The organism is Mangrovimonas cancribranchiae (assembly GCF_037126245.1).
Taxonomy (GTDB): domain Bacteria; phylum Bacteroidota; class Bacteroidia; order Flavobacteriales; family Flavobacteriaceae; genus Mangrovimonas; species Mangrovimonas cancribranchiae.
The window spans coordinates 521194-545000 of sequence record NZ_CP136925.1 but is presented as its reverse complement, the minus strand read 5'-3'; the positions used below and the strand labels follow the sequence as shown (position 1 = coordinate 545000).

The following is a 23807-nucleotide window of genomic DNA, read 5'->3' as shown; positions in this document are numbered from 1 at the left end:
CTTCTTCGCCTCTGAGAGCCTAGGCATCCCCCATACGCCCTTATTTAGCTTATTGTACTTTTTGTCTTTTTAATGAGTTTATATTTAATATAAATATTATATCAAATCGTTAATTATTGCTCGTTACAATAATTTCCCAACAATCAAAATTTAATTTGATTATCGTTTCATGTATCTTTTCCAATATGTCAATGAACTTTACAATTAATAATTATTAATTATTAATTTCTTGTGGAGAATATCGGAGTCGAACCGATGACCTCCTGCGTGCAAGGCAGGCGCTCTAGCCAGCTGAGCTAATCCCCCCAATTTTTAAGTCAGCAGTATCAGTATTCAGTAATCAGTTACTGCGTACCGTAAACTGTGTACTGTAAACTGGTGCTCAACCTCTAAAATTTCCATTTAGTAGTCTCAGGCAGACTCGAACTGCCGACCTCTACATTATCAGTGTAGCGCTCTAACCAGCTGAGCTATGAGACTGTGCTATATAGATCTTTAAATTAACAGCAAGAGAACTAACCAAGTTTTAACCTCTTGTTTATTCAAGTCGTCTTTCTCTAGAAAGGAGGTGTTCCAGCCGCACCTTCCGGTACGGCTACCTTGTTACGACTTAGCCCTAGTTACCGATTTTACCCTAGGCCGCTCCTTGCGGTGACGGACTTCAGGCACTCCCAGCTTCCATGGCTTGACGGGCGGTGTGTACAAGGCCCGGGAACGTATTCACCGGATCATGGCTGATATCCGATTACTAGCGATTCCAGCTTCACGGGGTCGAGTTGCAGACCCCGATCCGAACTGAGACAGGTTTTGTGGATTCGCTCCTGCTTGCGCAGTGGCTGCCCTCTGTACCTGCCATTGTAGCACGTGTGTAGCCCAGGACGTAAGGGCCGTGATGATTTGACGTCATCCCCACCTTCCTCACGGTTTGCACCGGCAGTCTGGCTAGAGTTCCCGACATGACTCGCTGGCAACTAACCACAGGGGTTGCGCTCGTTATAGGACTTAACCTGACACCTCACGGCACGAGCTGACGACAACCATGCAGCACCTTGTAAGTAGTCCGAAGAAATAGCTATCTCTAACTAATGCAACTTACATTTAAGCCCTGGTAAGGTTCCTCGCGTATCATCGAATTAAACCACATGCTCCACCGCTTGTGCGGGCCCCCGTCAATTCCTTTGAGTTTCATTCTTGCGAACGTACTCCCCAGGTGGGTCACTTATCACTTTCGCTTGGCCGCTCAAACCGAAGTTCGAACAGCTAGTGACCATCGTTTACGGCGTGGACTACCAGGGTATCTAATCCTGTTCGCTCCCCACGCTTTCGTCCATCAGTGTCAGTGCATTGTTAGTAATCTGCCTTCGCAATCGGTATTCTATGTAATATCTATGCATTTCACCGCTACACTACATATTCTAACTACTTCACAATGACTCAAGATAACCAGTATCAAAGGCAATTCTACAGTTAAGCTGCAGGATTTCACCTCTGACTTAATTATCCACCTACGGACCCTTTAAACCCAATGATTCCGGATAACGCTTGGATCCTCCGTATTACCGCGGCTGCTGGCACGGAGTTAGCCGATCCTTATTCTTACAGTACCGTCAGCCCTCTACACGTAAAGGGGTTTCTTCCTGTATAAAAGCAGTTTACAACCCATAGGGCAGTCTTCCTGCACGCGGCATGGCTGGATCAGGCTTTCGCCCATTGTCCAATATTCCTCACTGCTGCCTCCCGTAGGAGTCTGGTCCGTGTCTCAGTACCAGTGTGGGGGATCCCCCTCTCAGGGCCCCTATCTATCGTCGCCTAGGTGCGCCGTTACCGCACCTACTAGCTAATAGAACGCATGCCCATCTTTTACCGCCGGAACTTTAATATAAATAAGATGCCTTATCTATATGTTATGGGATATTAATCCAAATTTCTCTGGGCTATCTCCCCGTAAAAGGTAAGTTGCATACGCGTTACGCACCCGTGCGCCGGTCGTCAGCAGAAAAGCAAGCTCTTCCCTGTTACCCCTCGACTTGCATGTGTTAGGCCTGCCGCTAGCGTTCATCCTGAGCCAGGATCAAACTCTTCATCGTTAAATCTTAAATAATTTTAACAACTTTGAATAAGTATTCTAAAAGGACTCAAAATGGTTTGTTCTCTCGTTGTTGAAATAATCCGTTTCCAAACTATTTCTTACGCTGTCAATTCAATATTTTAATGAACGTTTTTTCTTTTCTTTATCGCCTTGTTTCGCAAAGCGGGTGCAAATATACAACCCTTTTTTAATTTACAAAAACTTTTTGAAGTTTTTTTTTAATTTTTTTTCGTGCCGTATATTTTTTAAAGAACGTCTCGTTTTTTAACCACTACTAGTGGCGTTTTCGAGGGTGCAAATATACAACCTTCCTTCTCTTCTAAACAAATTTTTTTCGACCTTTTTTTGAAGTTTTTTTTTAATTAAAATCTACCAGCTTAAAAAACAAGACATTAAAAGTAAATCTTTTTTTATTACCACACAAATTATTTTGTTTTTTGATGTTTGATGTGGAAGCAGACCGCAAATAAAGCATCCTGAACTAGTATACATATATAGTATAACTACTGCTCTACCCTTTTGTACTTTTTATATATTATAGTAGATTATACTTATGGTATATTATAATTAAACACTAAATGCGTTAGGGATGGAAGTGGCATCCTTTTTTGTTTCTCGACTTTGTTAGTTATAACAAAAAAGATATAGCGAACAGCCCGACCCGATCTTTGAGAAGGGGAACGCCCATATTGAATGATGAGTTATGATTATTGTATTGGTATTTACGAATCTTGTATGAAACTTATCTTTATATATATTATAGAAAGAAGTTCCAGACGATACCAAACCTAACTACAAAGTCTCTGTAAGGATGGTTTGGAGCAGAATAAAAATCGTATCCTGTCCATGCTGAATTAAAATGCTCTGCTTTTAAAAAAATTCTTGCTTGTTGCACTTTAGCATTTATAAAGAAGTCTAATCTGGGGAAATCGCCATATTCTCGATCGTTTTGCACATAAAACTCGGCTAAAAGTGGATCGTAGGCATTCATGTTATAACTGGTAAAATATCTAAGGGTTACTCCTGTTTGCAAAAACAAGGCGCGTTTAAAAAAGTGATTGGAATAGTATAAAGTGTTTCTTGTTACTAGCTCTGGCACATTAAAAACTTGGTTATCATCTTTAACGTTTTGATAGGTCATTGTATTCATTAAAGAAAACTTGCCTAGCGTAAACTCTTTTTCTAAATTAACTTTTAAGTAATTTACAGACGCATCGTTTTGAAAAGGTTTGACTAAACCTAAGCTTTCATCTTTTTTAAAATATAGATAATCGTTTATTGTAATTAAATCGACTGAGACATTAGCTATTTTGTTAGACTGTAATGCAAAGGTTAGTTGTTGGGTTTCTGTGTTATTAAAGTTTGATTGCCAATTATAGTTTTCGTAAACACTTTGGTATAATTGATAATTATAATTTGGTGCTTTAGAGCTATGGGTAATCATTGCCGACAACCCGATATCTTTGGTTACATTATATGAAGCTTTTCCGCTTATATAATTACCATCGAAATCGCCTGAGATATTTAACCCAAAGTTTCCTTCTACATTAAAAGCCCCAATTGTATTTTTGTATGTACCTCCTAATGATACAACATCGCCTTTTAAACGGTTGCTTATATATTGGTTGCTTATAAAGGTTACTTTATCGTAGCCATAATTGTAATTATTATGGGCAACATTAAAGGTGGCTTCTCCTAATGTTTTGTTTTCATATTTAGCATAAACTTGATTGTAAAAATTCTCAAGTGTCACCCGATCTCTTAAATTGGTGCCTTGAAAGGCTTCGCCAAAGTAATCGTTCTGCCTTGTTTGATTGTATTCGTAATATTTATCTTCAAAAGAAATAATATGCCCTAAAGCTAATTGGTTACTAGATGTGGAGTCTTTTTGAATTAGTTTAAAACTATGATCTAAATGAAAGCGTTTTCCTTTTAATATATTCTCGGCATCTTCAAAATTCACTTCTAAAACAGCACGATCTTTAAACTCGGGATCTCCAGATTCGAAATAAGGCACATTGCTATCGGTTATCCCTCCGTTTTCGTTATTTAATAAGTCCTGCATTACAATATGTGCATTGGCAACGTATCTGTTATTTTTAGTATTGTAACTAGTGGTAAATCTAAAATTCCCTGTACTTGTAAGTATGTTTTGATATTTCCCTAAGGACCTAACTCCTTTATAAGCTATGGACATATTTAATTGCTCAGATGTATTTACGGTAAAAAATGCATCTAATTGTTGTCCTTGTTCGAAAGCTGTTTTAAAATAAAGTTCGGTAAGTGGCGTTGGCACACGATAATAATTAATATCGTCTATTTCCATATAATTAAAATGACGTGCTCTTGCTCCAAATAGTGGCATTAAATTAGTATCATTAAAATGATATACTAAGGTGTTGTAGGACTGTCCAACATTGGAAAAAGGCAATAGACCATAATTATCTTTTCGTAGGTAATTAAATTTATACTCTTTTAAAATGGTTAATGTGGTATCTACTATTGTGGTATCTCTCTCTTTAGATATTATGAGATAGTCCTCGATTTTGGCATCTTCATTTTTTATATTTTCATTACTCGTACTTTTAGTAGAGTACTGATTGTTTTCACCCAATCTATTATTCCCTGTAGCATCTTTATCTTTAGAAAGGATAGGTCTGTTTTGAGAATATCCTAAATGAACTACCGATATTAAAAAAACTGCCAAAAAAAGCTTCTTCATAATTATTTTTTAGACCTTGCAAATTTATATACATATATTATAATAACGATACCTTATTAAGATTTATTTAAATGCTTAAGCTCAAATATTCAGACTTTAAACTAGAATGCGGTACAGATGAAGCTGGTAGAGGCTGTCTTTCGGGCCCCGTTACGGCTGCTGCAGTTATTTTACCAGACAACTTTAAGCATAAAGTACTAAACGACTCTAAACAACTTTCTGAATCTAAACGCTATGAACTTAGAACTTATATAGAAACTCATGCACTCACTTACGCTGTAGCACATGTTTTTCCTAAAGAAATAGATAAGATTAATATTTTAAATGCGTCTATCTTGGCTATGCATAAAGCTATTTCTAATTTAAAAGAAACGGCAGAATACATTATCGTTGATGGCAATAAATTTAAACCTTTTAACGACATTCCTTACGAGACCATTATTAAAGGAGATGGAAAATACTTATCTATAGCTGCGGCTTCTATTCTTGCCAAAACGTATCGCGACGACTATATGGCTAAAATACACGACGAATTCCCACAGTATAACTGGAAAAAAAACAAAGGTTACCCAACAAAAGAACACAGACAGGCTATAAAAGACCATGGCATTACTCAATATCATAGAAAATCTTTTAGACTATTACCTGAACAATTAAAATTAGAGTTATAACTTTTATATTTGCAAAAAATCCTTCATTACATGAAATCAGTTTTTCATCTATTACTATGTATATGTTTATTAACCGCTTGTACTTCTAAGAAAGAAAAGAAGGATCTGTATAGCTATATTCCAGAAGAAGCCTCTATTGTTATAAAAAGTAATGGCTTACAAAACTTGTTTAGTAACCTTGAAAACAATCATTTTTTACAACAACTAAACAAGACGCCTCTTTTTAACGAGCTTGCAAACAAAACATCTCTCCTAAACCACTTAAACAATCAAGGTGAAACTATTATTTCGTTTTCTGAAGACAATAATAATACATTGCAATATGCGGTATTAACCAAGTTTAATGATAGCATTTTTAAACTAGACGCTATTCCTAACCATAGTATTGAAACCATAACAACTAAAAATCAAACCTTAAAAAAAGCAACTATAGACAAACAAGTACTTTACACCACTATTAAAGACAGTATTTTTATAGGTGCAACAACACAAGAACTATTACTTTCTTCAATTAAAGGACATTCTAACAACAATAAAACGTTACTTAAAACAGCCACCAATAACAGCCAACTTTCTGTTTTTATAGATGAAAATAAAACCCAATTTTTTTCAGATTTTTTCGTTGAAGATACTTTAAAATATAAGTTTACCGAATTTTCTTTAATAGATATTAACTTAGAACAAGACGAACTTTTATTTAATGGTATTACCAAAGCTACCGACTCTACAAAAAGTTTAATATCTGTTTTTAACGGTACAACACCGCAAAAAAACGACTTATATAAAGTAACGCCATCCAACAGCGATGGTTTTTTAAGCATAACTTTTAACGACTTTACTACCTTTCATAAAAACTTAACTCATTATCAAACCCCAGACACGCTTAATTTAGACAAAACCCTATTTGGAAGCATTACAGAAATTGGTATTATTTTTCAAGGTAGCAAACAAGCTCTTGTTTTAAACTCTTTAGATGAAACCACAACATCACAAGCCATTTCATTAAACAAACAACATATTGAAACCTATAGAAGTATCGATATTTTAAGTTTTAATGAACCTAAATTATTTAAAAACACATTTTACCCTTTTATTAACTATACTAAAGCAAACAAATATATTGTACTAGACAACTTTTTTGTGTTTAGTGATGATATTGAAGTATTACAAAACATAATTGCCAACTATCAAAACAACACCACATTAAGCGACAAAAGCTACTTTAAAAACATTACAGAAAAACTAAGCGATGAAAGCTCTCTTTTAATCTCGGCAAACACCACACACTTAAATCGTATTTTAAAACGAAGTTTATCTGAAAAAGCTATCATTAAAAACGATGACTACAAATGGGCCACAGTCCAGTTTATTAACGACAATAACTTTGCACATATTCATGGTATTATTAAAAAGAATAAAGTAAAAGCTGCCGAAGCTTCGGTTACCGAAGAGTTTAATATAAAACTAAACGAACGCTTACTTAACACCCCGCAATTTGTAAAAAACCACGTCACCAAAGAAAAAGAAATTGTTGTTCAAGACATAAAAAACAATTTATACTTAATTTCTAATAAGGGAAAAATTCTTTGGAAAAAACAACTTCCTGGAGCTATTTTAGGTAAAATTAACCAAATAGACATGTATAAAAATGGCCGTTTGCAACTAACTTTTGCAACCGCCAATAAAGTTCATGTTATTGATAGAAATGGAAATGATGTAAAACCATTTCCTATAAAGTTTAACGACCAAATCACTCAACCACTTTCGGTTTTCGATTACGATAACAACAAAAAGTACCGCTTACTTATTACTCAAGACAAGGACATTTTTATGATAGACGCCAAAGGAAAAACAGTAAAAGGCTTCACATTTAAATCGGCAAATAGCGCTATCGTCCATCAGCCACAGCACATAAGAATAGGACGAAAAGACTACATCATATTAAAAACAAACGATAAATTATACATTTTAGACAGAACAGGAAAAACTAGAATAACACCAAAAAAACAATATAATTATTCTAATCAAGCTGTTTACGAATATCAAAACAACTTTGCTACAACCACCAAAAATGGTATTCTTGTTACCATAGACCAAAAAGGAAATACCGCATCTCGAGACTTAAACCTTACCGATAGACACTATTTAACCACAACCATTAAAACACTTGTAGCGCAATCTGAAAACCGTTTAACCATTAAAAACAAAACTCTTGAAATGGATTACGGCAACTATACGGCACCAGAAATTTTCTATTTATACGATAAAATTTACGTGGCCATTACCGATTTACAAACAAATAAAATTCACCTATTTGACAGTAATGCAAAATCTATAGACAACTTCCCTGTTTACGGCGCTTCTAAAATAGAGCTCGATAATATAGATAAGGACAGAAACCTAGAATTTGTAACCAAAGGCAGCGATAATTCTATTTTAATCTATCAAATAAACTAGACTAAAAAAACTGTAAATTAAACGCTTGCAACTTACACAATATTTAACACCAACTATACAACGCTTCGCACCAACTATACATTAACAATTTTATCAAGGTAGTATTTGGCTATATTCACGCTTTATTAATTAAAAACCAAATACTTATGAAACCATTTATGTTAAACCTTAAACAAATTGCATTAGCTTTATTAGTTATTTTTAGTGTTTCCTGTTCACCAGAAGACGGTGAAGATGGTGCTCAAGGGCCAGCTGGAGAAGACGGTAATGCTAACGTTATTGTAAAAACTATTGAAGCAGACCCTGGTCGTCCTTATTTAGATTGGACAGCAGGGTCGTATCTTGGTGCCCAAGCAAACATCTATGAAATTAATGATACAGATATTACTCAAGATGTATTAGACAATAGCCTAATTCTAGTACATTTTCAACTATTTGAAGAAGCCACTTGGTACCCTATGACCTTTAATTGGCTTGAAAGTGATGGAGGAGATCAATTAATAACTTTTGATTACACTCTAAATTTACTAACTATTTATTCAGCACAAACTAGTGGTACTCTTGGAGCTTCAGTTAGCAAAGTGAAATATTTTATTATTGATAGTTCTAATAGCTCTACCAATAGAACACAATCTATCGATTATACAAAAATGAGTCACGAAGAATTAATAAACCATTTTGAATTAGAAGACTAATTATCAATTAGTCTTAAATAAAAAAAGCCGAAGCTAGAACCTTCGGCTTTTTTTTTACACCCTTTTTACAAGGAAATGATTAGTATTGTACTCTAATTTTTATGTTATGATTTCAAGAAAAAATGCCGCAATTGCAAAATGTATTTTGCATAAAGTAGGTAATAAATTTAACCATACCAGAAATGCGTTTTCCGAAAACCTTATTCATTTTGATGATGATAGTTACGATCTCATGCTACCATTTCTATTAAAACCTTTTGTTAGCGAAGTGCAAAGCTACCGTTTTAGTCATCATGCCAACATTAGTTTAAACGAAATAAACACCTATAGCACTGCTATTTTTTCAGATGAAGACACCTTTATAGATACTTCAAAACACATTGTAGAGCATTTATTCGAGCAGTCTAATTCTGCCCAAATAAAAACAGGCGATGTGCTTATCGTACTTTTTGAAGGTATTGAATTTAACGAGATAACCACCAATGCCCTTGGCATTTTTAAAATTGAAAATAAGGTCAATTTTTTTCAAACCTATTTAGAAAATAATAGTTACGATATTGTCGTACAAAAAGGAATTAGCAGTAAAAAGGTAGATAAAGGCTGTCTTATTTTAAATCAAAGTGATGGTGAAGGCCATATTGTATTAAGTGCCGACAATAATAATTATGATGCCCAATACTGGACCAAACACTTTTTAAACGTTAAATATGCTGACGATGCCAACCAACACACCCAACAGTATATCGAGTTATGTAGAGATTTTTCTGAAGAAGTACTAAAAACATCCTACGGCAACCAAGAACAAAACACCTTCCTTGCAAAAACCATCGACTATTTTAAAGAACACGAAAGTGTTAATGTAGAAGAGTTTAAAGACGATATTTTTGAAGAAGACAAACACAAAACCCTTTTTGATGACTACAAAAAAAGCTTTGAAACCGAGCTTGATGTTGTTATTCGCAACCACTTTGACGTGGCTGAAAACGTGGTAAAAAAAGCTAAACGCAAATTAAAAACCGATATTAAGCTCGACACCAACATTCAAATAAAACTGGATATTGATGCACCAGACGCTTCCAGCGAATATCTAGAACGCGGTTACGACGATGAGAAAAAAATGCATTACTACAAAGTGTATTTTAACGAAGAAGGCTAAAAAAAAGCACTCAATTTTGAGTGCTTTTTTTTATTTAGCAAATCAAAATATTATTCGACTATAAACTTTTTTGCTTTCTGTAAACCATCTATTTTAACCATTAAAATATAATTTCCGGAGGCTAAATTAGAAATATTTAATGCAACATTATTGTTACTAATGCGTTGTTGAGACTGTATCACTTCTCTACCTTGTAAATCGTATATTGTTATCTCTAATAACTTACTTTCAACTTGTAATTGCTCTGGAAAAGCAATATTAATATCGGTACTTGTAGGATTAGGATAAAGTGTAAATAAGTTAGTTTCCAAACTCAATTCCTCAACATTCAATTGTTGCGCATCCAAATAATCTGGAACACCATTATTGTTTAAGTCATCATCTGTTGGGTCTCCATTTTCATTATAATCTTCATCGATGGATAAGATCCCATCACCATCATCATCAAAATCTAAATGATTTGGAATTCCATCGTTATCTGTGTCTAAAAATGTAGGAGATGAAGTGCTATTTTCGATCGTTCTTCCATCACCAAAAACCAATTCTATATTAGTTAACACATTGTCACCGTCATCATCATCATCTAAGTAATTGGGAATTCCATCGCCATCAGTATCATCATTAGCTAAATTACCATCATTATTTACGTCTTCCATATCACTTGGCATGCCATCGGTATCTGCATCAGCCGTACAATCTATAGCAGACAATGTTAATTGAAATGTTTCTTCAGCTATTCCAGGATTTATCACTATTGTATAATCGATTGGAGTTGTAGTTAATGCTACGCTTCCAGATACAACGACTTCATTCTCATTTAAAATAGTTATAGAATTTTCATCGGGAGATAAATTAAATAGTTCTAATATGTTCGCTTTGTAAGGGTCTAAATCAAACTGCTCTACACCATTATTATCCACATCGCAAATAACAACATCAAAATTTGAAGCAGGTGTAAAACGCCATGCTTCAGAACTTGTTTCCCAAGCTCCTGTATTTCTTCCTGTTGGTGTAATTGCAACAATATCTCCCCCTATAGATTTTTGTAACCCTATTACCGCATTACCGCCATTCCAGTCACAAAGTGGTTTATCATAAATAAAGACTTCTATAATTCCAGTAGTTTCGTGTAATACAACATGAGAACTTGACAATAATTCTGTACATGAAAACTGTGGTATACTATCATAAACCACGTAGAATTTTCTGTGGGGCGCTTCACCAGAAACCCCTGTAAACACTACTCCGTTATCTACCCCTGGAGCCATATTATATATATCATGAAACGGCCCAAAAATATTCATTTGGGCTAAATTATGATTACTATCACTTACTGGTAAGGTGTCACTAAAAGCCCACGGACAATATCCATTTGCTAAACTAGTATCAAAACTTATGGAACCATTAGAACTAATAACTAGCTGAGAAAAAAAGTCTTCGTAAAAAAAGCCTTGATAGTAAGAACTAAAACTAAAGTCAAAGGGAATATTAATTACATCAGAATAGACATCATCTTGATTAAAAGTAACTTCTGCATCGCCTTGAAAAGACTGATAAGGAATAGATTCTACCGTGTAAAAAAGGGTGTTTTGGCCAATACTAAGATTGAAAAAACATAAGGTAAAAAGTAATACGTAACATTGTTTCATAGATAAATTCAATTGGTTAAAATGTTAAATATAAAACAATTGAATGTATCTCTACGATATCTAAACGTTATTTTTTAACACAAATTCCGCTTCAAACAATGCTTTAAAATGCTTGAGAAGTTTCTCTTTTACCTCGTTTACATTAACCTCTTTTTGTCCTAACTCTACATTTAAGGAGGTTACCGCTTTTCCACGAATGCCACAAGGAATCATATTATCAAAATAACCTAAATCGGCATTCACATTTAGCGCAAACCCATGCATGGTTACCCAACGACTGGCACGAACGCCCATAGCACAAATTTTTCTAGCAAATGGTGTTCCTACATCCAACCAAACACCAGTTTCGCCTTTACTACGTTCGGCTTTTAAACCATACTCGGCAAGGGTGAGAATAATAACTTCTTCTAAAAAGCGTAAGTATTTATGAATATCGGTAAAAAAATTATCCAAATCTAAAATTGGGTACCCAACAATTTGTCCTGGACCATGATAGGTAATATCGCCACCACGATTTACCTTATAAAAAGTCGCGCCCTTTTCGGCTAACTGCTTTTCATCTATCAATAAGTTAGACATATCGCCACTTTTCCCTAAGGTATATACATGTGGATGTTCGACAAATAAAAAGTAATTGGGTGTTTTTAAGTTAAGAGCTTCTCTTCTATTTCTAATTTTTAAATCTAAAATAGACTTAAAAAGAGATTCCTGATAGTCCCAAGTCTCTTTATAATCTTTCTTCCCTAATTCCTGTAACTCTATTTGTTTATTCATAGCGCACAAAAATACGGAAAAATAATGGGTTACGATTTAGGATTATTTAAAATTACTAATGCTGCAATAACTCCAGGAACCCAGCCACAAAGCCAAAGCAAAAATACAATTAAAATAGAACCGCAACCTTTATCTAAAACAGCTAACGGCGGACATAAAATAGAAAGTAAGACTCTCCAAAAACTCATACGATGATTATTTTAAATGATTGATGTATGTATAGGACGCATTTACAGTAATCTTGTTACAACTTGGTTTAAAAAACTATTCTTAAAAATATGAGAAAACACCCTTTTCACCTAATACTAAATTCCTACCATAAGGTATATGCTATTTTTTTGAAATAATGTAATTTTGCACACGCTTACCACAAATGGTAAAATTCAAAATACAATTAGCATGCAACTTTCAGAACAAGAAGTAGTAAGAAGAGAAAAATTAAACAAATTAAGAGCATTAGGAATAAATCCTTACCCTGCCGATTTATACCCTGTAAAAGACACCTCGAAAAGCATTAAACAACACTTCGAAGATGGTAAAAAAGTAGTCATTGCAGGACGATTAATGTCGCGCCGTATTCAAGGTAAGGCCTCTTTTGCCGAGTTACAAGATAGCAAAGGACGTGTACAAGTATACTTTAATAGAGATGAAATTTGCACTGGCGATGATAAAAGTAAATACAACGATGTTTATAAAAAACTCCTTGATATAGGTGATTTTATTGGCATAGAAGGTGAATTGTTTACAACCCAAGTAGGCGAGAAAACAGTTATGGTAAAAGATTTTTCGTTATTAAGTAAATCTTTAAAACCATTACCATTACCAAAAGTAGATGCCGAAGGCAACATTCATGATAAATTTGACGATCCAGAACAACGCTATAGACAACGCTATGCCGATTTAGTTGTAAACCCCAACGTAAAAGATGTTTTTGTAAAACGCACAAAACTCTTTAACGCCATGCGTGAGTTTTTTAACAACTCTGGTTATTTTGAAGTAGAAACACCTATCCTACAATCTATTCCTGGTGGTGCTGCAGCAAGACCATTTGTAACACATCACAACTCTCTAGATATTCCTTTATATATGAGAATTGCCAACGAGCTTTACCTAAAACGTTTAATTGTTGGTGGTTTTGAAGGTGTTTATGAATTCTCTAAAAACTTCCGTAACGAAGGTATGGATCGCACCCATAACCCAGAGTTTACTGCAATGGAAATTTATGTTGCTTATAAAGACTATAACTGGATGATGGATTTCTGCGAAAAACTACTCGAGCATTGTGCTACCGCAGTAAATGGCACCACTAAAGCTACTTTTGGCGAACATGAAATCGATTTTAAAGCACCATATAAGCGAATCACTATGGCCGATTCTATTAAAGAATTTACCGGTTTTGATATTACAGGTAAATCTGAAGATGAGATTCGTCAAGCAGCTATAGAAATGGGTATTGAAGTTGATGACACCATGGGTAAAGGAAAACTAATTGATGAAATTTTTGGTGAAAAATGTGAAGGCAATTATATACAACCAACCTTTATTACAGATTACCCAAAAGAAATGAGCCCTTTATGTAAAGAACATCGCGATAATCCAGAATTAACCGAGCGTTTCGAACTTATGGTTTGTGGTAAAGAAATTGCCAATGCGTATTCTGAGCTTAACGATCCTATAGACCAAAGAGAACGTTTTGAGCATCAATTAAAATTAGCCGACCGAGGTGATGACGAAGCCACGCAGTTTATAGACTACGACTTCTTACGCGCCTTAGAATATGGTATGCCGCCTACGTCTGGAATGGGCATAGGTATGGACAGATTAATTATGTTCCTAACCAACAATCAATCTATTCAAGAAGTATTGTTCTTCCCGCAAATGAAACCAGAGAAAAAGATACCAGAAATGACCGAGGAAGAAAAAGCGGTTTTTAATTTATTAAAAGCCAATAGTCCAATAGATTTAAACGAGCTAAAAATACAGTCTGGTTTAAGTAATAAAAAATGGGACAAATCTATTAAAGGATTAACCAAAAACGGTTTAGCTAAAGTAAATAAAACCGATACTGGTTTATTTGTAGAAATGTTATAGATTTAAGGCTTCTAACCATAGAAAAGTTATAAAAATTTTTCTATGGTTAAAAACCTCTTTACACACCACTATATATGAAGGATTTAACCAAAATACTAACTTCTGGTAGAAATATCCTCATTTTTCCTATTGCCATATTTATTGGTCTTTCTACAGTGGCTTATTTTATCTGGGATAAATCTATACACGATTATCAGGTAAGAGTAAAAGAACAAATTCAATTAACAGGTACGTTATCAACCAAAGAATTTATAAAAACCATAAACAAAGAGGTTCAAAGAATTGAAAACCTAAAAAACCGTCTGGAAATTTCTGAAGGTGATTATCATAAGTATTGGAAAAAAGAAACCAATATGATTTTAAACCAATCGCATTCAGCAAAATTTATTGAATGGATAGATAGCTCCATGATTATAACAAAAATAACTCCTATAAAGGAAAACATTGAAGCTATTGGTTTAGATATTTCGACCGTTGATTATAGAAGAGACGATTGGATAAAACATTCAAAACAGAAAACAATTAACATTACCCCTTGGTCTAAAATGACACAAGGAGGTTACGCTTTTTTAATTGATGTTCCAACATATTATAATAATGCCTTTCAGGGTACCGTAACATCTGGCATGGATTTCACCCAGAACTTTAATGAGTTTTCAAAAGGTTTAGAAAACTTTTGTATAGAATTAACAGATCATAACGGCACAGCTTTTTATAGCTACAACATGACTAAAAAAGCCCATGTTGATAATAGCTATACTTTCTCTAGTTTATTAAAAGCTGATAAACTGAAAAATCAAGATTGGAAATTAAAACTATACCCTACAAAAGAACTACTCTCATCTACAGAAGAAAGAACATTTATAAATTACACCTTACTTTTTGGTTTAATGCTATCGTTTCTTCTTAGTCTATTAAGCTATTTTTATCATAAATCGTTAAAAGAAACACAAAAAGCATTAGATAGTAATACCCGATTGGCAAACTTAAACTTAAGCTTAAAAAAAGAAAAACAGAAAGCAGAAGAAGCCTCTAAAGCCAAAACCGACTTTTTGTCTAACATGAGTCATGAAATAAGGACTCCGCTACATGCTATTCTTGGGTTTATTCAAATTTTAAAACAAGGCAACTTTAGCGATAATGAAAGAGAATACATTGGTCTAATGGACAAATCCTCTAAAAACCTTTTAGCTATTGTAAACGATATTCTTGAAATACATAAAATAGAATCGGGAACTGTTACGCTTGAAGAATCCTCTTTTTCACCATTAAAAAAGGTTAAAGATATTACCGATACTTTTCAACTTCAGTTTGAAGAAAAAAATCTGTTTTTAAAAACCAATTTAACGCAAAATGCAGGTATTAAAGCCTATGGTGATAAAAATAAGTTTTCTCAAGTTTTTACAAACCTCTTAAAAAACGCTCTTAAATTTACCGAAAAAGGTGGCATTAATGTAAGCTACACAGAACAACTTATTGATGACAAACTAAAAGTAAAAGTTAGTATTAAAGATACTGGAGTAGGCATTCCTAAAAGTAAATTAAAAACTATTTTTAAACGATTTACACAATTAGACAGCAGTTTAAAAAAGCAACATGAAGGTAGCGGACTAGGTTTAGCTATTAGCAAAGAGTTTTCCGAACTTTTAAATGGCAATATTACTGTTGAAAGTTCTGAAGATAATGGTAGTACTTTTGTTTTCACATCGTCATTTAAAGTCAGTGATAACCAAGAGCATGTTATAGACAAATCTATCGATGACTTACAATTAGAACATCTAAAGGTTTTAATTGTAGACGATAACAACATAAATGTTATTGTATTAAAAAAATTACTTGAAGAAGTTAATATTCAAGTTGATATTGCCAACAATGGATTAGAAGCCTTAAAAAAGACAAAAACAGCAGATTACAATCTAATTTTTATGGATATTCATATGCCAGAAATGGATGGGTATGAAGCAACCAAAAACATACGAAAAGTTAACGATCACGTTGTTATTATTGGTTTATCGGCAAACGTCACTACAACCGCTATAGAAAAAGCCATAAATAGCGGTATGACAAATTACCTTACCAAACCATTTGTTAAAGAGCGTCTTTACAAACTTATAAACATGTATTTCCCTAACAATTAATAAAGTATTAAACAACTAATCTCGAATAAGTGGTAAGGTACTACAACGTAACAACCCTTCTTGTTTAGCTATTTCGGCATAAGGCACTTCTTCAACAGTAATGCCTTGCTCGCGTAACCAAGTATTTAATCGCGTAAAGTTTTTTTCTGAAATAACAACATCTTCAGAGATGGAAAATATATTGCTATTCATGTTGTACATTTCGTCTTTAGTAATTTCAAAAACGTTGTCTTTACCGAAAAAATCTACCAACCATTGGTACTCTTCTTCTATTAAAAATCCGTTTTTATGAATAATGGCCTTATCTTTTCCAACAGGTTGAAAACAGCAATCTAAATGCAGCGCGTTTTCTTTTGGATTTGTATTAGATTTTCGCAATTCAAACGACTTTACTGTTTTATTTGGAAAAATTGCTCTTATAGCATCAACAGCTTTTGTATTTGTTCTTGCGGTAATATAGTCGGGATAATCTTCTCCAGAGTACGTTCCTATAAAAATATAGTCGTTCCAAGGCATAACATCGCCACCTTCAATATGGCAATCCTCTGGTAACACAATTACATTTTCTTTTGGAATTTGTTTTATAACATGTTGAATGGCTTGATATTCTTTATCTCGATCTGGTAGAATATTAGCCTTTACAAATTTATCCTCTATAACAAAAGCAATATCTCTTGAAAAAATTTGGTTGTAATCTGTTATAATATCTGGTCTGTAAACTGTAACATCATACTTTTTTAAAACCTGAGCAACAGCTTCCATCTCCTTAATCATATCAGATTCTTTAGGATATGTTCCGGCTTTTATATGTTGTTGTGATTTAGGATCGTAAGTATCTTCAATTTTAGGAATTGGCCCGTTACTTTCTGCTGTTCCTAATACAACTGCTCGTAACCTAGAGGTTTCGTTTTTAATATGTAATTTCAACATAAAGGAAATAAAAATAAAAAAAGCTTCATATGCCTATGAAGCTTTTAATTTATAATTGTGTATTTTATCTGTTTTCTATGGTTTTAAAATCTCTATGATTTTCTCCTATATAAACCTGTCTTGGACGGCCAATTGGTTCTTTTCTCATTCTCATTTCTCTCCATTGTGCAATCCAACCTGGTAATCTACCTAAGGCAAACATTACTGTAAACATTTCTACAGGAATGCCCATAGCACGGTAAATAATTCCAGAATAAAAATCTACGTTTGGATAAAGTTTACGTTTTACAAAGTAGTCATCTTCTAGAGCTTCTTTTTCTAAACCTTTAGCAATATCTAGAATTGGGTCTTCCACACCTAAATCACCCAACACTTCATCTGCCGATTTTTTAATAATTCTTGCTCTAGGGTCGAAGTTTTTATAAACACGGTGACCGAATCCCATTAAACGGAATGGATCTTCTTTGTCTTTTGCTTTACCCATGTATTTTTTAGTATCTCCACCATCTTCTTTAATGCCTTCTAGCATTTCTAGAACAGCTTGGTTAGCACCACCGTGTAATGGTCCCCAAAGTGCAGAAATTCCAGCAGATAAAGATGCAAATAACCCAGCATGCGATGAACCAACTATTCTAACTGTAGATGTTGAACAGTTTTGTTCATGATCGGCATGAAGAATTAATAATTTATCTAAAGCATTGACTAATATTTCGCTTTGCTGGTATTCTTTATTAGGCTTTTCAAACATCATTTTTAAAATGTTTTCTACATAACCTAAATCTTCGCTACCGTAGTTAAGTGGTAATCCTTGTTTCTTACGCATTGTCCATGCTACTAAAACAGGAAATTTACCTAGAATTCTAACAATAGCATTATACATATCTTCTTCAGACTCTACATTTACAGAAGAAGGATTAAATGCTGTTAATGCACTTGTTAAAGATGCTAAAACACCCATTGGATGTGCCGATTTTGGGAAAGCATCTAATATCTTTTTTACATCGTCATCTACAACAGAGTGTTTTTTAATATCGCTGTGAAACTTATCTAACTGTTCTTGTGTTGGTAATTCTCCAAAAATTAATAAATATGCTACTTCTAAGAAATCGGCTTTTTCGGCAAGATCTTCAATAGAGTATCCTCTATATCTTAAAATTCCTTTTTCTCCATTAAGAAATGTTATAGCACTTTCACATGACCCTGTATTTTTGTAACCTGGATCTATGGTAGTAACTCCACCTGTAACTCCTCTTAGTGTTTTAATATCTATGGCGACTTCGTTTTCTGTCCCAGTAATTAAAGGAAATTCATGCTTTTGGCCATTAATTTCTAATGTAGCTTTATCTGACATATGTCTGTTATATTTTAATAATTTGACGTTTTTTTGAAAGTGTCACAAATTTAAGAAATATCTAAGGATTTATGAAGTAACTTAGTAAAGGTTTTAGCTATTAAGAAATTGTTAAAAACTATGCATAAAAAAAGCGATTATTGAAAGATCAACAATCGCTTTTTAATTTTTAAACTGGAAAACCTCTTAGCTTACTTTAAAGGCGTTTTCCTTTGGATAGTAAGCAATATCTCCTAATTCTTCTTCTATTCTTAATAATTGATTATATTTTGCCATACGGTCGCTACGTGAGGCCGAACCTGTTTTTATTTGCCCCGTATTTAAAGCTACTGCTAAATCGGCAATGGTATTATCTTCGGTTTCTCCAGATCTATGAGACATTACAGACGTGTAGCCTGCATTATGCGCCATATTAACAGCCGCAATGGTTTCGGTTAAAGTTCCTATTTGATTTACTTTAATTAAGATGGAGTTTGCAATACCATTTTCAATTCCTCTAGATAAACGCTCTACGTTTGTTACAAATAAATCGTCTCCTACAAGTTGTACTTTATCGCCAACTTTTTCTGTTAAGAGCTTCCATCCGTCCCAATCGTTTTCATCCATTCCATCTTCTATTGAAATAATTGGATATTTGGCACATAAATCGGCTAGATATTGTGCTTGTTCTTCAGATGTTCTTACTTGTCCTTTATCGCCTTCAAACTTTGTGTAATCGTATTTACCATCAACATAAAATTCGGCTGAAGCACAATCTAAAGCAATCATGACTTCATCGCCTAATTTATATCCTGCTTTATCTACAGCTTTAGCTATCGTATCTAAGGCATCTTCTGTTCCGCCTTCTAAAGTTGGTGCAAAACCACCTTCATCTCCTACTGCAGTGCTTAAACCTCGATTGTGAAGTACCTTTTTAAGGTTATGAAAAATTTCGGTTCCCATTTGCATAGCATGTGTAAAATTCTTTGCTTTTACAGGCATAACCATAAACTCTTGAAATGCAATTGGGGCATCACTATGAGAACCACCATTAATAATATTCATCATAGGAACGGGTAACGTTTTTGCTGAAACACCGCCAACATAACGATACAATGGCATGTTTAATTCGTTTGCTGCAGCTTTGGCAACTGCCAAAGATACACCAAGGATAGCATTAGCTCCTAATTTTGATTTATTAGGTGTTCCGTCTATCTCAATCATAATTTGATCGATAAGCGCTTGCTCTAAAACAGATACTCCTAAAAGCTCTTGTGCTATTATAGTATTAACATTTTCTACGGCTTTTGATACGCCTTTTCCCATATAATCGTTACCACCATCACGTAACTCTACAGCTTCGTGTTCTCCTGTTGATGCTCCCGATGGAACAGCAGCTCGTCCTAAAATACCGTTTTCGGTAACTACATCAACTTCTACAGTTGGGTTTCCTCTTGAATCTAATATTTGTCTTGCATGAATGTTTACTATAATACTCATATGTTCTATTTAATTACTATTCTAACAAATTTACAAAATACTTGCGCTTATTGTTAATAGCTTAATTATTATTCAATTAAATTTTCACTATAATGTTTTCGTATCAAAAAAACCTCAAAGAATTTCAATAATCTTTGAGGTTTCTTTATTATTTATTCTTGATATTTTTCATAAACTGGTCGAAAAGATACGACGCATCGTGTGGTCCAGGACTAGCTTCTGGATGATACTGAACTGAAAAACAGTTTTTATTTTTCATTTTAATACCTGCTACCGTGTTATCGTTAAGATGAACATGGGTAATCTCAATATCTGGATGAGCTTCGGTATCTTCTCTATTAATGGCAAAACCGTGATTTTGAGAAGTAATTTCTCCTTTACCTGTTACTAAGTTTTTAACAGGATGGTTAATGCCGCGGTGGCCATTATGCATTTTATATGTTGATATACCATTTGCTAATGCTATAACTTGATGTCCTAAACAAATACCAAATAAAGGTAAATTTTTATCCAAAACTTCCCTAGCTAAAGCCTGGGCTTCTTGCAATGGTTCTGGATCTCCAGGACCATTTGATAAGAAATAGCCATCTGGATTCCAAGATTGCATCTCTTCGAAAGATGTATTGTAAGGGAATACTTTTATATAGGCATCTCTTTCTGCAAAGTTTCTAAGTATATTTGTTTTAATTCCTATATCTAAAGCAGCAATTTTATAAGAGGCGTTTTCATTGCCAAAATAATACGGTTCTTTGGTTGATACTTTAGAAGCTAATTCTAACCCATTCATATTTGGCACATCTGCCAATTGCTTTTTAAGGCCTTCTATATTATCTACATCGGTTGATATAACGGCATTCATAGCACCATTATCTCTAATATAACTAACTAAAGCTCTTGTATCGACATCTGAAATAGCTAATAAGTTATGTTTATTTAAGAATTCTTCTAGAGAAAAATCGGCATTAACTCTCGAATATTCATAACTAAAGTTTCTACATATTAAACCTGCAATCTTTATGGAATCGGATTCTACTTCTTCTGTATTTGCACCATAGTTACCTATATGTGCATTTGTGGTAACCATTAGTTGACCGTAGTATGATGGATCTGTAAAAATTTCTTGATACCCAGTCATACCTGTATTAAAGCATATTTCTCCAAAGGAAGTTCCTTTTTTTCCGCCAACCGATTTACCGTAAAAAATGGTACCATCGGCTAGTAAAATAAGGGCTTTTTCTCTTTTCTTGTACTTCATTGCGCTGTGTTGTTGTTTTGTTTTGAAAAAAGGTTTTGCAAAATTGCATAAAAAAAAGGATAAACTAAAATAGTTTATCCTTTATGTTATCATGCTAAAAACATTTTATTCTTCTTCGTTTGAAGCTTCTGGCTTAGCCGCTGCTGCAGTAGGCTTACTACCACCGCCTCTTCTACTTCTACGAGTTTTCTTTTTAGCTGTTCCAGATGGGTTATAAGTATCGTTGTAGTCAACTAACTCGATCATTGCCATATCTGCATTATCACCTAAACGATTACCTAATTTGATAATTCTAGTATATCCGCCTGGTCTATCACCAACTTTAGGTGCAACTTCTCTAAAAAGCTCAGCTACAGCATCTTTTTGTCTTAATTTAGAAAAAACAACTCTTCTGTTGTGAGTAGTATCTTCTTTAGACTTTGTTACTAATGGCTCAACAAATTGTTTAAGCGCTTTAGCTTTTGCTACGGTAGTATTAATGCGTTTGTGTTCGATTAAAGAACAAGCCATATTAGCAAGCATTGCTTTTCTATGAGCTGTTTTTCTACCTAAATGGTTAAATTTCTTTCCGTGTCTCATGACGTTTAAATTTCGCTTTCATCTTGCTTCAATCCACGATAGGAGAGCAAATTATGAAGCATTATTATTCTTTATCTAATTTATACTTTGATAAATCCATACCAAAACTTAAGCCTTTTACACTAACTAACTCTTCTAGTTCTGTTAATGATTTTTTTCCAAAGTTTCGGAATTTCATTAAATCGTTCTTATTGTATGATACTAAATCTCCTAGAGTATCTACTTCGGCTGCTTTTAAACAGTTTAAAGCACGTACAGAAAGATCCATGTCTACTAATTTAGTTTTAAGTAGTTGTCTCATGTGAAGTGATTCTTCATCATAAGTTTCTGTTTGTGCAATTTCATCAGCTTCAAGAGTTATTCTTTCATCTGAGAATAACATAAAGTGGTGAATTAGTGTTTTTGCAGCTTCAGTTAAAGCATCTTGTGGATTTATAGAACCATCTGTAATAATTTCAAAAACTAATTTTTCGTAATCTGTTTTTTGCTCTACACGATAGTTTTCAATACTATATTTTACATTCTTTATAGGAGTGTAAATAGAATCGGTAAAAATGGTACCTACTGGTGCAGATGCCTTTTTATTTTCCTCTGCAGGAACATAACCTCTTCCTTTTTCTATAGTAATTTCCATGTTAATGTTAACCTTAGAATCTAAGTTACAAATAACTAATTCTGGGTTTAACACTTGGAATCCTGAGATAAATTTTTGGAAATCGCCAGCAGTAATTTGCTCTTGTCCAGAAATTGCTATTGATACAGATTCGTTATCTACATCTTCTATTTGTCTTTTAAAACGTACTTGTTTTAAATTAAGAATGATTTCTGTTACGTCTTCTACAACACCTGAAATGGTTGAGAATTCGTGGTCAACGCCTTCCATTCTAACCGATGTGATTGCAAAACCTTCTAAAGAAGATAATAACACACGTCTTAAAGCATTTCCTACTGTTAATCCGTAACCAGGCTCTAAAGGACGGAATTCGAATTTACCTTCGAAATCTGTCGAGTCGATCATGATTACTTTATCTGGTTTCTGAAAATTAAATACAGCCATTTGTTTTCTTCGTTTTAATTGTTATTTAGTTGCGCGGTTTATAAGTTTGAAGAAGTACGAATAAACCCTTTGGCTAAATACCAATGTTGTTAATTTATTATTTAGAATATAATTCGACGATGAATTGCTCGTTGATATTTTCAGGAATTTGAAGTCTAGCAGGAACTGAAACATATGTTCCTTCTTTTAATTCGTTATTCCAAGTAATCCATTCGTATACGTTGCTTGAATTTGCTAAAGAATTAGCGATTGATTCAAGTGATTTTGATTTTTCTCTTACACCTACAACATCGCCAGCTTTTAATTGGTAAGAAGGAATGTTTACTAAGTTTCCATTTACAGTAATGTGTCTGTGAGAAACTAATTGTCTAGCACCACGACGAGAAGGAGAAATTCCCATTCTGTAAACTACATTGTCTAATCTAGATTCACATAATTGCAATAATACTTCACCTGTAATTCCAGGAGCTGCAGTTGCTTTTTTAAACATGTTTCTAAATTGACGTTCTAAGATACCGTAAGTATACTTAGCTTTTTGTTTTTCTTGTAACTGAATTGCGTATTCAGATTTTTTTCCACGACGTTTGTTTGCACCGTGTTGACCTGGAGGATAATTTCTTTTCTCAAAAGATTTATCTTCTCCAAAAATAGCTTCACCAAATTTACGAGCTATTTTAGTTTTAGGACCAGTATATCTTGCCATTTTAATTAATT

Annotated in this window: 17 protein-coding genes, 2 tRNA genes and 2 rRNA genes (1 of these 21 running past the window's edge); 6 read left to right on the top strand and 15 right to left on the bottom strand. The window is 33.8% G+C overall.

What is annotated here, in order from left to right; all coding sequences use genetic code 11:
- From R3L15_RS02485 to R3L15_RS02465, 5 genes are all read right to left on the bottom strand, one after another.
- Positions 1-55, bottom strand: a 23S ribosomal RNA gene (locus R3L15_RS02485); it reaches 2766 nt to the left of the window's first position.
- 177 nt (positions 56-232) lie between these two features.
- Positions 233-306 (bottom strand) — tRNA-Ala (locus tag R3L15_RS02480).
- A 100-nt stretch (positions 307-406) separates the two neighbouring features.
- Positions 407-480: transfer RNA gene (locus R3L15_RS02475), tRNA-Ile, on the bottom strand.
- An 81-nt stretch (positions 481-561) separates the two neighbouring features.
- Positions 562-2087: ribosomal RNA gene (locus R3L15_RS02470) — 16S ribosomal RNA — on the bottom strand.
- Together the 16S and 23S rRNA genes with 2 tRNA genes alongside form the textbook arrangement of a ribosomal RNA operon.
- Positions 2088-2846: 759 nt before the next feature.
- A complete protein-coding gene (locus R3L15_RS02465) occupies positions 2847-4811 on the bottom strand; it encodes a putative porin (RefSeq protein ID WP_338733023.1) in 1965 nt (654 codons plus the stop codon).
- Positions 4812-4882: 71 nt separating this feature from the next.
- Between R3L15_RS02465 and R3L15_RS02460 the strand changes: the two genes are divergently transcribed.
- The 4 genes from R3L15_RS02460 to R3L15_RS02445 all read left to right on the top strand — a co-directional run bounded on the left by R3L15_RS02460 (position 4883) and on the right by R3L15_RS02445 (position 9790).
- Entirely contained in the window at positions 4883-5482 is a 600-nt protein-coding gene (locus R3L15_RS02460; protein ID WP_338733022.1) for a ribonuclease HII, read from the top strand.
- A gap of 30 nt (positions 5483-5512) precedes the next feature.
- A complete protein-coding gene (locus R3L15_RS02455) occupies positions 5513-7939 on the top strand; it encodes a ribonuclease HII (protein ID WP_338733021.1) in 2427 nt (808 codons plus the stop codon).
- A gap of 146 nt (positions 7940-8085) precedes the next feature.
- Positions 8086-8634 (top strand): hypothetical protein, encoded by a 549-nt coding sequence (locus tag R3L15_RS02450; RefSeq protein ID WP_338733020.1) that lies wholly within the window; start codon positions 8086-8088, stop codon positions 8632-8634.
- A gap of 106 nt (positions 8635-8740) precedes the next feature.
- Complete coding sequence (locus tag R3L15_RS02445) at positions 8741-9790, top strand: nucleoid-associated protein (protein WP_338733019.1); 1050 nt, start codon at positions 8741-8743, stop codon at positions 9788-9790.
- Between the two features lie 50 nt (positions 9791-9840).
- Here R3L15_RS02445 and R3L15_RS02440 read toward each other — a convergent pair whose 3' ends face one another.
- The 3 genes from R3L15_RS02440 to R3L15_RS02430 are packed head-to-tail and all read right to left on the bottom strand — an operon-like array spanning position 9841 to position 12401.
- The gene (locus tag R3L15_RS02440; protein WP_338733018.1) at positions 9841-11439 is read right to left on the bottom strand and encodes a T9SS type A sorting domain-containing protein; all 1599 of its coding nucleotides are present in this window, start codon (positions 11437-11439) and stop codon (positions 9841-9843) included.
- A 60-nt stretch (positions 11440-11499) separates the two neighbouring features.
- The gene (gene lipB / locus R3L15_RS02435; protein WP_338733017.1) at positions 11500-12213 is read right to left on the bottom strand and encodes a lipoyl(octanoyl) transferase LipB; all 714 of its coding nucleotides are present in this window, start codon (positions 12211-12213) and stop codon (positions 11500-11502) included.
- A gap of 29 nt (positions 12214-12242) precedes the next feature.
- Entirely contained in the window at positions 12243-12401 is a 159-nt protein-coding gene (locus R3L15_RS02430) for a YqaE/Pmp3 family membrane protein (protein WP_125467102.1), read from the bottom strand.
- A 211-nt stretch (positions 12402-12612) separates the two neighbouring features.
- Between R3L15_RS02430 and lysS the strand changes: the two genes are divergently transcribed.
- Together lysS and R3L15_RS02420 are read left to right on the top strand one after the other, a co-directional pair.
- A complete protein-coding gene (lysS, locus tag R3L15_RS02425; RefSeq protein ID WP_338733015.1) occupies positions 12613-14304 on the top strand; it encodes a lysine--tRNA ligase in 1692 nt (563 codons plus the stop codon).
- 74 nt (positions 14305-14378) lie between these two features.
- A complete protein-coding gene (locus R3L15_RS02420; RefSeq protein ID WP_338733014.1) occupies positions 14379-16442 on the top strand; it encodes a response regulator in 2064 nt (687 codons plus the stop codon).
- A 15-nt stretch (positions 16443-16457) separates the two neighbouring features.
- Here the strand turns inward: R3L15_RS02420 and R3L15_RS02415 are convergent, their stop codons facing one another.
- The 7 genes from R3L15_RS02415 to rpsD form a co-directional block, all read right to left on the bottom strand.
- The gene (locus R3L15_RS02415) at positions 16458-17372 is read right to left on the bottom strand and encodes an arginine deiminase family protein (protein WP_338733013.1); all 915 of its coding nucleotides are present in this window, start codon (positions 17370-17372) and stop codon (positions 16458-16460) included.
- Between the two features lie 64 nt (positions 17373-17436).
- On the bottom strand, positions 17437-18723 hold the full coding sequence (locus tag R3L15_RS02410; protein WP_338733012.1) for a citrate synthase: 1287 nt from the start codon (positions 18721-18723) through the stop codon (positions 17437-17439).
- 186 nt (positions 18724-18909) lie between these two features.
- A complete protein-coding gene (gene eno / locus R3L15_RS02405; RefSeq protein ID WP_338733011.1) occupies positions 18910-20202 on the bottom strand; it encodes a phosphopyruvate hydratase in 1293 nt (430 codons plus the stop codon).
- 148 nt (positions 20203-20350) lie between these two features.
- Positions 20351-21457: a glutamine-hydrolyzing carbamoyl-phosphate synthase small subunit gene (gene carA / locus R3L15_RS02400; RefSeq protein ID WP_338733010.1), complete on the bottom strand. Its 1107-nt coding sequence runs from the start codon at positions 21455-21457 to the stop codon at positions 20351-20353.
- A gap of 105 nt (positions 21458-21562) precedes the next feature.
- Positions 21563-22036 (bottom strand): 50S ribosomal protein L17, encoded by a 474-nt coding sequence (gene rplQ / locus R3L15_RS02395; protein WP_338733009.1) that lies wholly within the window; start codon positions 22034-22036, stop codon positions 21563-21565.
- A gap of 64 nt (positions 22037-22100) precedes the next feature.
- On the bottom strand, positions 22101-23093 hold the full coding sequence (locus tag R3L15_RS02390; protein ID WP_338733008.1) for a DNA-directed RNA polymerase subunit alpha: 993 nt from the start codon (positions 23091-23093) through the stop codon (positions 22101-22103).
- A 97-nt stretch (positions 23094-23190) separates the two neighbouring features.
- Positions 23191-23796, bottom strand: a complete 606-nt coding sequence (gene rpsD / locus R3L15_RS02385) for a 30S ribosomal protein S4 (RefSeq protein ID WP_338733007.1) — start codon at positions 23794-23796, stop codon at positions 23191-23193.
- Positions 23797-23807 lie beyond the last annotated feature (11 nt).

Bases quoted from the DNA above. Each gene is read 5' to 3' on its own strand.
- R3L15_RS02415 (WP_338733013.1), bottom strand. From the start codon at position 17,372: ATGTTGAAATTACATATTAAAAACGAAACCTCTAGGTTACGAGCAGTT.
- R3L15_RS02390 (WP_338733008.1), bottom strand. From the start codon at position 23,093: ATGGCTGTATTTAATTTTCAGAAACCAGATAAAGTAATCATGATCGAC.
- R3L15_RS02460 (WP_338733022.1), top strand. From the start codon at position 4,883: ATGCTTAAGCTCAAATATTCAGACTTTAAACTAGAATGCGGTACAGAT.
- R3L15_RS02440 (WP_338733018.1), bottom strand. From the start codon at position 11,439: ATGAAACAATGTTACGTATTACTTTTTACCTTATGTTTTTTCAATCTT.
- R3L15_RS02465 (WP_338733023.1), bottom strand. From the start codon at position 4,811: ATGAAGAAGCTTTTTTTGGCAGTTTTTTTAATATCGGTAGTTCATTTA.
- R3L15_RS02420 (WP_338733014.1), top strand. From the start codon at position 14,379: ATGAAGGATTTAACCAAAATACTAACTTCTGGTAGAAATATCCTCATT.
- R3L15_RS02450 (WP_338733020.1), top strand. From the start codon at position 8,086: ATGAAACCATTTATGTTAAACCTTAAACAAATTGCATTAGCTTTATTA.
- lipB (WP_338733017.1), bottom strand. From the start codon at position 12,213: ATGAATAAACAAATAGAGTTACAGGAATTAGGGAAGAAAGATTATAAA.
- rplQ (WP_338733009.1), bottom strand. From the start codon at position 22,036: ATGAGACACGGAAAGAAATTTAACCATTTAGGTAGAAAAACAGCTCAT.
- eno (WP_338733011.1), bottom strand. From the start codon at position 20,202: ATGAGTATTATAGTAAACATTCATGCAAGACAAATATTAGATTCAAGA.
- R3L15_RS02445 (WP_338733019.1), top strand. From the start codon at position 8,741: ATGATTTCAAGAAAAAATGCCGCAATTGCAAAATGTATTTTGCATAAA.
- lysS (WP_338733015.1), top strand. From the start codon at position 12,613: ATGCAACTTTCAGAACAAGAAGTAGTAAGAAGAGAAAAATTAAACAAA.
- R3L15_RS02410 (WP_338733012.1), bottom strand. From the start codon at position 18,723: ATGTCAGATAAAGCTACATTAGAAATTAATGGCCAAAAGCATGAATTT.
- carA (WP_338733010.1), bottom strand. From the start codon at position 21,457: ATGAAGTACAAGAAAAGAGAAAAAGCCCTTATTTTACTAGCCGATGGT.
- R3L15_RS02455 (WP_338733021.1), top strand. From the start codon at position 5,513: ATGAAATCAGTTTTTCATCTATTACTATGTATATGTTTATTAACCGCT.
- rpsD (WP_338733007.1), bottom strand. From the start codon at position 23,796: ATGGCAAGATATACTGGTCCTAAAACTAAAATAGCTCGTAAATTTGGT.
- R3L15_RS02430 (WP_125467102.1), bottom strand. From the start codon at position 12,401: ATGAGTTTTTGGAGAGTCTTACTTTCTATTTTATGTCCGCCGTTAGCT.